Raw genomic sequence first — 13,710 nt, 5'->3', positions numbered from 1 at the left:
CGGCTCCCACGGCGCGAAGCGAGGATCGGGTGGGCAGCATCACAGTGCAGACGGGGGCGGCCGGCACGGCCGACGGACGTCGGCGCGAACAGCGCGGCTGGTACTTCTACGACTGGGCCTGCTCGGTCTACTCCACCAGCGTGCTCACCGTCTTCCTCGGCCCCTACCTGACCTCGGTCACCAAGGCCGCCGCGGACGACGAGGGCTTCGTCCATCCCTTCGGCATCCCCGTGAGCGCGGGATCCTTCTTCGCCTACACGGTCTCCCTGTCGGTGATCGCCGCCGTGCTGCTGATGCCGCTGGTCAGCGCCGTCGCGGACCGCACCGGCCGCAAGAAGCCGCTGCTGGGGGCCTTCGCCTACCTCGGCGCCCTCGCCACGGCCTGCATGTTCTTCCTGGACGGCGACCGCTACCTGCTGGGCGGCGTGCTGCTGATCGTCGCCAACGCCTCGCAGTCGGTGGCGGCGATGCTCTCCAACGCGTTCCTCCCGCAGATATCCACGCCGGAGGAGCGCGACGCCGTTTCCTCCAAGGGCTGGGCCTTCGGATACGCGGCGGGCGCGCTGATGCTCGTCCTGAACCTGGTGCTGTACACGATGCACGACTCCTTCGGCCTGACCGAATCGGTGGCGGTCCGCATCTGCCTGGCCTCGGCGGGCGTGTGGTGGGGCGTGTTCGCGCTGATCCCGCTGCGCCGCCTGCGCGACCGCAGGGTCGAGGTGACCGAGGCATCCGCCTCCGCCCCGCGCCGTCTGCTCGAGACGCTGCGCGACATGCGGCGTCACCCGCTGACGCTCGGCTTCCTGCTCGCCTATCTGGTCTACAACGACGGCATCCAGACGGTGATCTCGCAGGCGGCGATCTTCGGCTCCGAGGAGCTGGGCCTGGAGCAGTCCACGCTGATCACCGCGGTACTGCTGGTACAGGTGCTGGCGGTGGCCGGCGCGCTGGCGCTCGGGCGGATCGCCAGGCGGTACGGCGCCAAGCGCACCGTCCTCGGCTCGCTCGCCGCGTGGACGCTGGTCGTCGGCACCGCCTACTTCATGCCGTCCGGGAACGCCGTCTGGTTCTTCGCCCTCGCGTCCGGGATCGGCCTGGTGATGGGCGGGAGCCAGGCGCTCTCGCGGTCCCTCTTCTCGCACCTGATCCCCCCGGGCAAGGAGGCCGAGTACTTCGCGGCCTACGAGATCAGCGACCGGGGCACCAGCTGGCTCGGCCCGCTGGTCTTCGGACTGACGTATCAGCTGACCGGCAGCTACCGGGACGCCATCATCTCGCTGGTGATCTTCTTCGCGCTCGGATTCCTGCTCCTCGCTCGCATACCCGTGCGGCGTGCCGTCGCCGAGGCGGGGAACACGGTTCCGGAGAAGCTCTGATGTTTTTGGCGGCGGAGATGGCGGGGCGGTAGTGTACGCGTTTGGCCTGCCAGGCGTACCGTTACTGCGCGACAAAGGCGCCGCAACGTCGAGTGACATCTCCTGCCAGATGTGACAAACCGGGCAATGGTGGGTACAACAAGGGGCGGCTACGACGGCGACGCATTGGCGCGGAACGGGAATCTTTACCGCCGACCGGACGTTGAGCCGGATGACGACGACAGCGACACCTGTCCTGTGGGCGACAAGCCCGGGAGGCACGATTCATGAGTGAGCGAGCTCTTCGCGGCACGCGCCTCGTGGTGACCAGCTACGAGACCGACCGCGGCATCGACCTGGCCCCGCGCCAGGCGGTGGAGTACGCATGCGAGAAGGGGCATCGTTTCGAGATGCCCTTCTCGGTCGAGGCGGAGATTCCGCCGGAGTGGGAGTGCAAGGTCTGCGGGGCCCAGGCACTCCTGGTGGACGGCGACGGACCGGAGGAGAAGAAGGCGAAGCCGGCCCGTACGCATTGGGACATGCTCATGGAGCGTCGTACCCGTGAGGAGCTCGAGGAAGTTCTCGAGGAGCGACTCGCGGTGCTGCGTTCCGGAGCGATGAACATCGCCGTTCATCCCCGCGACACGCGCCGCAAGTCGGCGTAGGCCTCGCCGCGGCCCAGCGCCGCGAACCGCACACGGCCGCGGGCGCCGTACGTGTTCTCACGTACGGCGCCCGCGGCCGTTGTCGTGGCCCCGCCCGGGGAGGACGCCCACTTCCCCCGCACGGGGCGCCGGGGTGGCACTCGTAGCGGCGTGAGCGACCCGCCGGCAGTCCGGCGGTGCAGGGCACGGCGCAGGGATCAGGGGATCAGGGGATCAGCGGAGGCCGCGGATCCTGGCCGTCACGGCCGTCACGGCCGTCGCGGCCGGGGCCGCCGGCGCCGTCGGGCCCCCCGGTGGGCTCCTCGCGGACGACCTCGCCCTGGACGACCTTGCCGTCCGGCCTGTGGATACGCGCCTGCTGGAGGAGGCCCTCCATGCCCGCGGTCGCCCGCCTCAGCCGCCGCTCAACGGTCCGCTCGAGCGCCGACCTCACCGTGCGCTGCACCGGCGGCACGAGGAGCAGCAGCCCGGCCACGTCGGTGATCAGTCCGGGCACGATCAGCAGGATGCCGCCCAGCATGGTGAGCCCGTTGCCCTCGCTCCGCGAGGGGTCGCGCCGCCCGGCGTCCGACTCCACGCCGCCGCCCTGCGCACCGCGCACGGTCGCGTCGAGGGAGCGGAAGGCGCGCCGCCCGGCCCGCTTGACGATCGCGCCGCCCAGCAGCACGCCCGCCGCCAACAGCGCGAACACGGTGAAGCCGCCGGCCGCGTCCGCCACCAGGGTCAGCAGCCAGATCTCGAGCACCAGCCACGCGGCCAGCGCGAGCGGCACCGCGACGCGCGCCCGGGAGCGGGGCCTGCGGGCGGGGCGCGGTGAGGAGGAGCCGGGAGAGCTGGGAGGGAAGGAGCGCTGAGGACCGGTCGTCATGTCTCCAGTGTGCCTGCCGGCCCCGCTCAGCCGCGCCGGGGCCGCCCGAGCACGCGGCCGGCCCGCTCGGTGACGCCCCAGGCGGTGACCCGCCAGAGCGCCTCGACCAGGATGTCGCGGCTCATCTTGGAGTCGCCGTGCTCGCGCTCGACGAAGGTGATCGGCACCTCGACCACGTGGTAGCCGGCCTTCACGGCCCGCCGGGCCAGGTCCACCTGGAAGCAGTACCCCTGGGAGGCCACGTCGGAGAGCCCCAGCCCTTCGAGGGTGGTCCGGCGGAAGGCGCGGAAGCCGCCGGTGACGTCGCGGATCGGGACGTCGAGCAGGACCCGGGAGTAGAGGCTGCCGCCGCGGGAGATGAACTCGCGCGAGCGCGGCCAGTTCACGACCCGCCCGCCGGGCACCCAGCGCGAGCCGAGGACCAGGTCGGCGCCCTTGAGGGCGGTGAGCAGCCGGGGCAGTTCCTCCGGCTGGTGGGAGCCGTCGGCGTCCATCTCGACCAGGACGTCGAAACCGTTCTCGATGCCCCAGCGGAAGCCGGCCAGGTAGGCGGCGCCGAGACCTTCCTTGCCCTTGCGGTGCAGCACCCGCACCTGGTCGTCCTCGGCCGCCAGTTCGTCGGCGATCTTGCCGGTGCCGTCCGGGCTGTTGTCGTCGGCCACCAGGACGTGCGCCTCGGGAACGGCTGCCCGGACGCGGCGGACGATCGGCGCGACGTTGTCGGCCTCGTTGTAGGTGGGGATGATCACCAAGGCCTCGCCGAGCGGGCCGAACCGTCTCTCCTGGCCACCCGCAGTGGGGGCACCCACGCCGTCGTTCACTGCTGACCTTCCGTTTCCGCGCCGTCGTCCCCGCGGAAAGCGGGCGCCGTGCACAGCCAAGTCCCTACGCAGGGGACCACCTTAGTGCGCGGCATGCGGCAGGACACGGCAACGCGACGCGGCGTGGGCGGCGCGGCGGGGGCATCGGCGGCAAAACGCCGGAAAGCGTCCGCCAGGCGGGGGCCGGAGCCCTTCGGGCCGGCCCGGGACCCGCCGGCTGCGGATCCTCCCGGGCCGTTGTCTGTTGAGCTCCGGCACCCCGCCCTGGTCTCACCTGCCGACCGGCCACGGCCTCCCTCGGGGCGTCACGGCCGCTGGGCCTGGCACAGCGGGCCGGTGCGCCGCCCCGGCGCACCGGCCCGACCCAGCGGCGGCGCCACGAGTGCGCGAAGGCTCCCGGTCGGGCGTCCGGTGGTGGACCCGGCCGAACCTACCCGCCGCCCGCCGCGACCTGTCAAACCCGGGCCACGGGCGGACGCAGGGCGTTCGGGGAACGTTCCTTCTCCCCGGGGCGCGGGGCGGGGCGGTGGATCCGAGGGGCGCGGGAGCGGCCGCCCCCGCGCCGGAGATCACTCGCCCGGCCGTACGAAGACCGTCTCGCCGCCCACCACCGTGCGCAGGCAGACCGGGAGTCCGCTCCCTGGCGTGAGGTCGGGCAGCCCGGGGGTGCCCGAGCGCGGATCGGTGGACCAGCGGGCCACCCGGTCGTCGGGGGCCTGCACGATCAGCTCGCCGGTGCGCCACAGGGCGTAGTCGGCGGGGGCGCCCGGCACCAGCACGCCGGCGTCGTCGCGGCCGACGGCCCGCCAGCCGCCTCGGGTGTGGGCGGTGAAGGCGGCGCGGACGGAGACCCGGTGACCGGGGGTCCGGTGGAAGGCGGCGGCGCGGACGGTGCCCCACGGGTCGAGCGGGGTGACGGGGCTGTCCGAGCCGAAGGCCAGGGGCACGCCCGCACGCAGCATGGCGGCGAACGGGTTGAGGGTGCGGGCCCGCTCCGCGCCGAGCCGCTGGGCGTACATGCCGTCCTCGCCGCCCCAGTGGGCGTCGAAGGCGGGCTGCACGGAGGCGGTGAGCCCCAGTTCGGCGAAGGCGGCGATCGTCTCCGCGGTCATCATCTCGGCGTGCTCGACGCGGTGCCGGGCGGCGCGGATCCGGGCCAGGCCGACCTTCTCGGCGGCGGCGCGGACCCCTTCGACCACGGCGGTGACGGCGGCGTCCCCGATGGCGTGGAAGCCGGCCTGCAGGCCCGCCTCGGTGCAGGCGGCCACATGGGCGGCCACCGCGGCGGCGTCCAGGTAGGGGGTGCCGGAGTGGCCCGCGTCGGCGTAGGGGTCGTGCAGGCAGGCGGTGTGCGACCCGAGGGAGCCGTCGGCGAACAGGTCGCCGGCCGCGCCCAGGGCGCCGAGTTCGCGGGCCTTGTCGACGTCCTGCTCGGCCCAGTAGCCGACGACGCGCGGGCCGGGCTCGTCGGCGGCGAGCCGCAGCAGGCCGGTGAAGTCGTCCTCGGAGGAGATGTTCGGGCCGCCGCACTCGTGGACGGTGCCGATGCCGACGGAGGCGGCGTGGGCCAGGGCGGCGCGCTGGGCCTCGGCGCGCTGGGCGGGGGTGACGGCGTCGAAGGCGGCGGCGCGGACGGCGTGGTGGGCGTCGCCGGTGAGCGGGCGGTCGGCCTCGAAGCCGGTCAGGGCGGTGACGCCGGGGACCAGGTCGAGCAGCGCGGTGGTGACCACGGCGGAGTGGACGTCCACCCGGGAGAGATACAGCGCGCGGCCGTCGGTGGCCTCGTCCAGCTCGGCGCGGGCCGGCGGGCGGCCGCCGGGCCAGCGCGCGGCGTCCCAGCCGTGGCCGAGCAGCACCCGGTCGGCGGGGCGGGCGGCGGCGAAGTCACGGATCCGGCCGAGGGCCGCCTCCAGCGTCGGGGCGCCCGACAGGTCGAGGCCGGTGAGGGCGAAACCGGTGCTGGTGGTGTGCACGTGGGCGTCGGTGAACGCCGGGGTCACCAGGGCGCCCTCCAGGTCGACGACCTCGTCGACCCCCTCGGCGAAGGCGTCGGCGGCGCCCTCGGATCCGACCCAGGCGACGTGGCCGTGTTCGACGACCATGGCGGTGGCGAAGGGGTCGGCGGGGCTGTGGACCTCACCGCCGCGCAGCAGCACGGTGCGGGAGGTCGGGGCGGTGCCAGTACTCATGGGGAACAGTCTCCCGCCCCGCCGCACCGTTCGGCGCGCGGGGGTCGGGCGGCTCCCGGCGGGTCAGAGGCGGGGCGGGCGGGCCTCGTAGGGCGTGGAGAGCACCACGGTGGTCCGGGAGGACACCCCGGCGAGGGCGCGCACCCGGGCCAGCAGTTCCTCCAGCTCGTGGGGCGTGGCGACGCGGACCTTGAGGATGTAGTTCTCGTCGCCGGCGACGCTGTGGCATGCCTCGATCTCCGGCACCCCGGCCAGCCGCTCGGCGATGTCGTCGGGGGCGCTGGGGTCGAAGGGCTTCACCGAGATGAACGCCGTCAGCGGCAGGCCCACCGCCTCGGCGTCCACGACCGCCGCGTAGCCGCGGATGACGCCGCGCTGTTCCAGCCGGCGCACCCGCTGGTGCACGGCCGACGTGGACAGGCCCGTGGCCTTGCCCAGGTCGGTGTAGCTCATCCGCCCGTCCTCGACGAGCAGCCGCACGATCTGTCGGTCCAGCTCCTCCATGCGCAAAAGCTACAGGCAGCACGCGGGGCGGGCACGGACGAGTCCACGGGTCGGTCGGCGTGGAGGGCAGGGGTGGGCGGTGTGTGGCGTTTGCGCATGAGTATGTGATGAAGGACACACTTCTCGACCGGGCTCCATGATGTTCACGTGATTACCTGCCCGGGGTGCAGGGAAATGCTTGCTGTGGTCGAGGCCGCAGAGCCGTTCGGCCCAGCCCGAGGGGGAGTACCCATGCACAGTCTTCAGCGCCCTGGCCGTTCCGCGTCCAGGAAGTTCCAGCAGGTCGTCCAGCCCGAGCCGGAGGGCGTCGAGCCGGACGCCGCGGACGACGAGTTCGATGCCTACGAGGCCTTCGAGATGTACCGGGTCGTCTGCCCGGACTGCGCGCAGCCCATCGCCCTCCTGGCGGACGAGGAGGTCCTGCCGGAGCACGCACTGTGCGCCTCGCCGTGGAACCCGTTCGGCCTCACCGTGTGCAGCGGCACCGGCCGGGCCGCCGAGGACGCCGAGGCCGCGGACGCGGCGACGGACCCGCGGGAGCAGGAGACCGGTCTGCTGCTCACGCTGCCCGCCGGGCTGGACTGGCGGACGCAGCCCTTCTCGCACGTCGGCGGCCCGGGTTCGCGCCCCATGCGCGCGCCGATCACCCGCCGCCAGATGGACCGCGCCGCCTGACGCCGCCGCGCCACCGCCGCGCCGCACAGCTGCCCGACATCGCCGCCTGCGCCGCGCCGCCCGGCGCCGTCACGAGGGCCGCGCGCCGCCCGACGCCACGCGGCCGCGAGCCCGAACTGATGCGCTGACGCCCGGCACGGTGACGTGCCGCCACCCCGGGCGTTCTCCCGGTATGACCGCAACCTCATCGGCCGTCGCCAGACGCCGACGTGTGTTCGTGCCGGGCCCGGTGGAGGCGCCGTCGGCTCCGGAGCCGGCGGCCGAGGATCCGCCCATCTACCGCGACCTCCTGCGGAGCTGGGCGGAGGGAGGGCGGGCCCTTCCGGGCCGTCACGACCCGGAGTGGACCCGCCTGGCGACCCCGCCGGGCCGGCGGCAGCCGGTCAGCGGGACTCGGGGCCCAGCAGGTGACGGCCGATGACCATCCGCTGGATCTGGTTGGTGCCCTCGACGATCTGCAGCACCTTGGCCTCCCGCATGTACCGCTCCACCGGGAAGTCCGCGGTGTAGCCGTAGCCGCCGAGCACCTGGACGGCGTCGGTGGTGACCTTCATGGCGGCGTCGGTGCAGAACAGCTTGGCCATCGCCGCCTGCCGGGAGAACGGACGGCCGGCGTCGCGCAGCCGTGCGGCGGCGAGGTAGAGCGCGCGGCCCGCCTCGACCTGGGTGGCCATGTCGGCGAGCAGGAAGCGCAGGCCCTGGAAGTCGCCGATGGGGCGGCCGAACTGGCGGCGGTCGCCGGCGTAGGCGGCTGCGGCGTCCAGCGCGGCCTGGGCCACGCCGATCGCGCAGGCGGCGATGCCGAGGCGGCCGGAGTCCAGTGCGGCCAGCGCAATGGTGAAGCCCTGGCCCTCGTCGCCGATCCGGCGGTCGTCGCCGAGCCGGACGCCGTCGAAGTGGACCTGGGCGGTGGGCGAGCCCTTCATGCCCATCTTCTTCTCGGGCGCGGCCGCGGAGAGGCCGGGCGCGTCGCCCGGTGCCAGGAAGGCGCTGATGCCGCGGGGGCCCTCGCCGCCGGTGCGGGCCATCAGGGTGTAGAAGTCGGCGATGCCGCCGTGGGTGATCCACGCCTTGGTGCCCTCGACGACCCAGTCGCCGTCCGCGCCGTCGCGGACCGCGCGGGTGCGCAGCGAGCCGGCGTCGGAGCCGGAGGCGGGCTCGGACAGGCAGTAGGCGCCCAGCAGACCGCCGCCGAGCATCGCGGGCAGGTGCTCCAGCCGCTGCTGCTTGGTGCCGAAGTGGGCCAGCGCGTGGCAGGAGAGGGTGTGGACGCTCACTCCGAGGCCGACGGTGAGGCGGGCCGCGGCGAGCTCCTCCAGGACCTGCAGGTAGACCTCGTAGGGCTGGTCGCCGCCGCCGTACTCGACCGAGTAGGGCAGCCCGAGCAGTCCTGCCTCGGAGAGCAGGGCGAAGAGCTCGCGCGGGAAGACGCCCGCGTCCTCCTCGTCGGCGGCCTTGGGGGCGATCTCGCGCTGGGCGATGTCGCGGACCAGCGCGAGCAGGTCCCGGGCCTCCTCGGTGGGCAGCGCGCGGTCTACCGGCTGCGGGGCACCATGATCGGTCATGGCGGTGTTCTCCTCCCTGTACAGGCGCAGGGCGGGCTACCGCGTGGATGATGCGGGACCCGCCGGCTCACGGGCAGATCCGACGCCCTTCCGGGTCGCGGAAGAAAACGGCAGGTCGGCGGCTGCGCGCTGTGAGTATGCCCGGTAGCCGTCGCCGCGTCACCGGTTAACGGTCGCTTACTTGTAACGGATGGAGAACATGTCCTCCGGGTGCGCCCTGGGGGCGGCGGAAAAGCAGTGGAGCCCGGCCGTGGGGCCGGGCTCCTTCTGCTGTGCCGTCGGGTCAGACCAGGCCGAGGCGGGTGACCAGCATGGCCACCACCACGACCAGGACCCAGCCGGCGATGTTCTCGACGAGGCTGTTGTCGTCGTCGTCCTTCGGGCCGCCGGTGAGGGTGCGGGTCAGGGTGGCAGTCGCTGCGCTCATGGTGTCTCGCTCGGGTCGCGTGCGGTGGAGGATCCCCCCGGCGCCCGGCCGCGCGGCCGGATTCCGTATCCCCACCATGCCATCGCCCGGGGCCCCCCGGGCGGAGACCTTGGTCACAAGATCGCAGGTCAGCGCTCCGGGAGGCCCTTGCCGGGGGTCGTCAGCGGATGCCGACGGCCTCCAGCGCGCGCCGCTGGGCGGGCGTGGGGTGCGCCGGGAAGTACAGGTAGCAGACGCCGCCCGTGCCGGAGGAGACCTTGCCGCTGGCGTTGTACCGCTTGGTGCGGAGCCAGATGTTCTCCCACTCGGCCCGCTTGTAGACGCGGCGGACCGCCTCGTTGCTCGGCGAGGCCGGGTCGTTGGCGATGACGTCGCCCTCGGCGGTGAAGCCGATCACCGTCATCAGGTGGCCCGAGGTGCCGTAGCCCGCGCCGGTGAGCTCGGTGGCGAGGAAGGACTGCGACGTTATGGCCGGGATGCCCGCGGCGACCAGCGTCTCCAGGTCGGTGAGCGACTCCAGCCGGGTCACCACGCCCTGCAGCCCGGGGTAGGTGGCGGCGTAGGCGGCGTTGAACGGCCAGTTGCCACAGCCGTCGTACTGGAAGTCGAAGGTGTGGCGCGCCGCGTGGCAGACCTGCGGGTCGGCGAACTCCGGGTTCACCCAGGCGAGCTGCTCGGCGGTGGGCCTGCGGCCCCAGTACTCGATGATCATCTGCGAGGAGGTGGGGCTGCACCAGGCCTCGCCGCCGTTGTCGTACTCGGGGTACTGGCCGACGTGGGTGTTCTGCGAGTAGCGCGGCACCGGCAGCTCGCGGGCGACCCGCGGGGTGGAGGCGGGGACGGTGAAGCGGTCCGGGACGTCGGAGCCCATCGCGCCCAGCCGCCAGACCGTGGGCGTGGCCTTCGAGCCCGGACGGCGGTAGAGGGTGAGGCGCAGCCGGTAGGAGACCAGGCGCAGGCCGGTGGAGGCGTCGTCGACGGAGAAGGTGTCGGTCCAGATCGTGCTCTTGCCGTCGGTCTGGTCGTCCACCGAGGTGCGGCGGATGTCCTGGTCGCCGGCGGCCCAGCGGCCCATCACGTACCAGGGGGTGTCGGTGCCGTCGTTGTAGGCGCCCTGCAGCTCGACCTGGATCCAGGTGCCGTCCGGGGTGTCGGCGTTCCAGCTGGGGATCACCTCGGTGGCGGGAACCTTGAGCCGGTGGGGCTGCGAGGTCCAGGTGGCGTACTCCCAGGAGGCGGTGGTCCCGGTGTGCGGGTCGGTGTAGTCGCTCACGCCCGCGGGGGTGGCGATGACGATGCCCGGGCGGGCGCCGGCCACGGGCCGCACGCCGCGGGCGCGGCCCTCGGACCAGTCGGCGTAGGTGACCCAGGCCCGGTTGTCCACCAGCCCCTTGACCTTGGCCGCGGCGGCGCCCGTGCCGGCGTCGGCGGCGTCCGTCGGGGCCGCGGTCGCGGGAACCGCGGCGGCCCCGGTGACCGCCACGGCGACCGCCGCGGCGAGAACGGTTCTGCGGGACGGCTGCTGTGCTCTGCTGCTCATGGCTGATCGGCCCCCTGGGGTGTGTGTCAGGTGACGGTGTCCGCGGCACCGGCCCCCACTATGGCCATGCGATCCGCCGCTGATCCAGTACCTCGGCCGTTCCCGGTCCGACAATATTGGTATGGACCTCTGGCGGATGCACCGGCGCGGGGCCGAGCGGGGAGACGGCCGGACCTAGAGTGGAGGCGTGTCCGAAGCCCTCGCCGCCGCGTTGCTGCGGCTGCCCCCTTCCTGCGGCCCGGTCCGGCTGATCGGCGTCGACGGGCACGCGGGTTCCGGCAAGAGCACCTTCGCGGACCGCCTGTCCCGGGCTCTCGGCGGCGCCCCGGTCCTCCATCTCGACGACGTCGCCACCCACGAGGAGCTGTTCTCCTGGACCGGGCGGCTCGCCTCCCAGGTGCTGGAGCCACTGCGGGCGGGCCGCGCGGCCCGGTACGCGCCCTACGACTGGACCGCCCGCCGCTTCGGCGCCCCCCGCCTCCTGCCGCCCGCGCCGGCGGTGCTGCTCGAGGGCGTCGGCGCGGGGCGCCGGGAGCTGCGTCCGCACCTGGCACGGCTGATCTGGATGGACCTGCCGGCCGAGGAGTCCTGGCGACGCGGCCGCCGCCGGGACGGCGAGGAACAGCGGGCGTTCTGGGACGGCTGGGAGGCGGCCGAGCGCGCGCACTTCGCGCGCGACCCCTCGCGTCCCCACGCACACCTACTGGTCCGTCAACTGGGTTCGGGGTATCGGTTGTCGGAGGGTGCGACCTCCACTTTTCTCACGTTCGGTGACGAGTCGTCGGCGCCCCGCGAACACCCCTTCCAGCACCCGGGACACGACGCCCGGCCGTGACGTCGGGACGGGTTGACCCCGGGGCCGTGCAGGTCTTACGTTCTCCATGCGCGGCCGGTGAACGACCGCTCATGGACGCGAAGCCCCCGGTTGTTCCCCCGTGACCGGGGGCTTCGTTCTGCCCCGGCCCAACCTCACGGGCGCCCCGCACCCCCTCACGCTCACCGTCCGTGACCGCGCGATCCCGCAGCGATGCGCCGGTGGTGCTCCACGCGCCCTCACTTCGCCCTTCGGGCCCCGTCGACCCCATGGGTACGATGCCTTCGGTGCGTCCGTCGGTCCGCCGCCGCATGGCCAACCGGGGCCGGTGGCCGGGCGGTTCGGCCGAGGCGGTCACCGGGGCCGGCCCGGTGGCGAGGGGACGGGGGCACGGTTTGTGGGGGACGACGACGTGAGGGAATTCGGCACGCGGGGCCCCGGCTCCCCCGCCGATCTGGCCTGGCTGCGAGGGGTGGACGCCTACGCCATGGGCGCCTACCCGCAGGCGGAGGAGGAGTTCCGCACCGCGGTGCGGCTGGACCCCGGCATGGCGGACGCGTGGCTGGGCCTGCACGCCCTGCGGGTGGACACCACGACGGCGCTGCTGCGGATGCACCAGCACGGCGACCGTTTCGGCGAGCAGCGCACCCGGCACGGCAGGCCGCTCAACTCCTGGTACTGGCTGGGCTGGTGGGTGCAGCCGGTGCTGGAGAGCGGCCGGGACCTGCTGCTGGCGTACGCCTCGCACTGGCTGGACGGCCGCCACGTGCCCGAACTCGACAGGGCGCTCGGCTCGTTACCGCCGGCCGCCTCGGACGCCCAGGTCCGGTTCCTGCACGCCTGCCGCGCCTACCTGGTCAAGGACTGGGACCAACTGGTGCGGCACACGGAGCCGTTGCTGGACGACCCGGCGCTGGGCATCGAGGCCAGGCTCTTCGGCGGGATGGCCCGGGTGCGGCTGGAGATGTACGGGCAGGCCGAGCCGCTGCTGTCGGCCGCGCTGATGCGGTGCCGCAGCGAGCAGCCGCAGCGCAAGGAGCTGCGGTACTGGCTGGCCCGCGCCCACGAGGGCACCGGCCGGACCGCCGCCGCCCTGCCCCTGTACCGCGCGGTGCACCACGTCGATCCCTCGTTCATGGACACCTCGGCCCGGCTCGCGGCCATCTCCGAAGGGGACGGCTGGGACGAGGACGCGGAGCTCGGCATTGACGGCTACGCGGGTTTCCCCCTCTCCCCCGCCGGCGAGGGCGCGGAGGGCCTGGACCCGATGGCCGGGACGGCGGGACGGGACGTGGGGGTGAAGGTCTCCGACCCGGACCCCGGCACCACGCCGCTGTCCTCGCCGGACACGGTGCGCGAGAAGGCGTTCGCCCCGCTCCGGCACGTCCCCTCGGGGCCCGCCGATCCGGCGCTGCTGGAGGAGGCGCTGGCCGAGCTGGAGCGCATGGTCGGTCTGGAGCCGGTGAAGCGGCAGGTCAAGGCGCTGTCGGCACAGCTGAACATGGCGCGCCTGCGGGCCGACCAGGGGCTGCCGGTACGGCCCCCGAAGCGGCACTTCGTCTTCTCCGGGCCGTCGGGAACGGGCAAGACCACGGTGGCCCGGATACTCGGACGGGTCTTCTACGCGCTGGGGCTGCTCGGCGGGGACCACCTGGTCGAGGCGCAACGGGCCGACCTGGTGGGCGAGTTCCTCGGCCAGACCGCCGTGAAGGCCAACGAGCTGATCGACTCCGCGCTGGGCGGGGTGCTGTTTGTCGACGAGGCGTACTCGCTGGTCAACACCGGGTACGGCAAGGGCGACGCCTACGGCGACGAGGCCCTGCAGGTGCTGCTGAAGCGGGCCGAGGACAACCGGGACCATCTGGTGGTGATACTCGCCGGCTACCCCGAGGGCATGGACCGGCTGCTGGCCGCCAACCCCGGTCTGTCCTCCCGCTTCACCACCCGGGTGGACTTCCCCTCCTACCGGCCCGACGAGCTGTGCGCGATCGGCGAGGTGCTGGCCGAGGAGAACAAGGACGTCTGGGACGCGGAGGCGCGGGAGGAACTGCTGTCCATCAGCGCCTACGTGGTCGAGCAGGGGTGGATCGACGAGCTGGGCAACGGGCGGTTCCTGCGCACCCTGTACGAGAAGAGCTGCGCCTACCGCGACCTGCGGCTGTCGGCGATTCCGCAGGACACGGAGCTGTCCCGGGAGGACCTGTCGACGCTGCGGCTGGCGGACCTGATGCAGGCGTACGGGGAGGTCCTCGCGGGACGCGAACCGGCGTCCGGCGACGAGTGACGC

12 protein-coding genes are annotated in these 13,710 nt (G+C 73.6%); 5 read left to right on the top strand and 7 right to left on the bottom strand.

Features of this window, described 5'->3' with window-relative positions:
* Positions 1-29: 29 nt before the first annotated feature.
* Positions 30-1,376 carry an MFS transporter gene (locus ACFRAV_RS20260; RefSeq protein WP_382557524.1) on the top strand — a complete coding sequence of 449 codons (1,347 nt, stop codon included), beginning with the start codon at positions 30-32 and terminating at the stop codon, positions 1,374-1,376.
* Positions 1,377-1,642: 266 nt separating this feature from the next.
* Positions 1,643-2,020: an RNA polymerase-binding protein RbpA gene (locus ACFRAV_RS20255; protein WP_108957122.1), complete on the top strand. Its 378-nt coding sequence runs from the start codon at positions 1,643-1,645 to the stop codon at positions 2,018-2,020.
* A gap of 205 nt (positions 2,021-2,225) precedes the next feature.
* Here ACFRAV_RS20255 and fxsA read toward each other — a convergent pair whose 3' ends face one another.
* From fxsA to ACFRAV_RS20235, 4 genes are all read right to left on the bottom strand, one after another.
* Positions 2,226-2,888: an FxsA family membrane protein gene (gene fxsA, locus ACFRAV_RS20250; protein ID WP_382557522.1), complete on the bottom strand. Its 663-nt coding sequence runs from the start codon at positions 2,886-2,888 to the stop codon at positions 2,226-2,228.
* Between the two features lie 26 nt (positions 2,889-2,914).
* Positions 2,915-3,709, bottom strand: a complete 795-nt coding sequence (locus tag ACFRAV_RS20245) for a polyprenol monophosphomannose synthase (protein WP_382557519.1) — start codon at positions 3,707-3,709, stop codon at positions 2,915-2,917.
* Between the two features lie 569 nt (positions 3,710-4,278).
* Complete coding sequence (locus ACFRAV_RS20240; protein ID WP_382557517.1) at positions 4,279-5,898, bottom strand: amidohydrolase; 1,620 nt, start codon at positions 5,896-5,898, stop codon at positions 4,279-4,281.
* 63 nt (positions 5,899-5,961) lie between these two features.
* A complete protein-coding gene (locus ACFRAV_RS20235) occupies positions 5,962-6,402 on the bottom strand; it encodes an Lrp/AsnC family transcriptional regulator (RefSeq protein WP_108957118.1) in 441 nt (146 codons plus the stop codon).
* A 231-nt stretch (positions 6,403-6,633) separates the two neighbouring features.
* Here ACFRAV_RS20235 and ACFRAV_RS20230 point away from each other — a divergent pair, with 231 nt between their 5' ends.
* Positions 6,634-7,077: a hypothetical protein gene (locus ACFRAV_RS20230; RefSeq protein ID WP_382557514.1), complete on the top strand. Its 444-nt coding sequence runs from the start codon at positions 6,634-6,636 to the stop codon at positions 7,075-7,077.
* 383 nt (positions 7,078-7,460) lie between these two features.
* Here the strand turns inward: ACFRAV_RS20230 and ACFRAV_RS20225 are convergent, their stop codons facing one another.
* The 3 genes from ACFRAV_RS20225 to ACFRAV_RS20215 all read right to left on the bottom strand — a co-directional run bounded on the left by ACFRAV_RS20225 (position 7,461) and on the right by ACFRAV_RS20215 (position 10,609).
* Positions 7,461-8,642, bottom strand: coding sequence for an acyl-CoA dehydrogenase family protein (locus ACFRAV_RS20225; protein WP_382557512.1), 1,182 nt, complete (start codon positions 8,640-8,642; stop codon positions 7,461-7,463).
* Between the two features lie 283 nt (positions 8,643-8,925).
* Positions 8,926-9,069 (bottom strand): SCO1431 family membrane protein, encoded by a 144-nt coding sequence (locus ACFRAV_RS20220; protein ID WP_351118429.1) that lies wholly within the window; start codon positions 9,067-9,069, stop codon positions 8,926-8,928.
* Positions 9,070-9,229: 160 nt separating this feature from the next.
* Complete coding sequence (locus tag ACFRAV_RS20215) at positions 9,230-10,609, bottom strand: peptidase C39 family protein (RefSeq protein ID WP_382557509.1); 1,380 nt, start codon at positions 10,607-10,609, stop codon at positions 9,230-9,232.
* A gap of 187 nt (positions 10,610-10,796) precedes the next feature.
* On the opposite strand from ACFRAV_RS20215, the gene ACFRAV_RS20210 reads away from it, so the two are divergent.
* Together ACFRAV_RS20210 and ACFRAV_RS20205 are read left to right on the top strand one after the other, a co-directional pair.
* Positions 10,797-11,444: a uridine kinase gene (locus ACFRAV_RS20210; protein ID WP_382557506.1), complete on the top strand. Its 648-nt coding sequence runs from the start codon at positions 10,797-10,799 to the stop codon at positions 11,442-11,444.
* A 391-nt stretch (positions 11,445-11,835) separates the two neighbouring features.
* Positions 11,836-13,707: an AAA family ATPase gene (locus ACFRAV_RS20205; protein ID WP_382557503.1), complete on the top strand. Its 1,872-nt coding sequence runs from the start codon at positions 11,836-11,838 to the stop codon at positions 13,705-13,707.
* Positions 13,708-13,710: the final 3 nt, after the last annotated feature.

The sequence above is a fragment of the Streptomyces sp. NPDC056600 genome, assembly GCF_042792855.1.
Lineage (GTDB): Bacteria > Actinomycetota > Actinomycetes > Streptomycetales > Streptomycetaceae > Streptomyces.
Note: the sequence above shows the minus strand (reverse complement) of the source record. Positions and strands in the feature narration are given on the sequence as shown.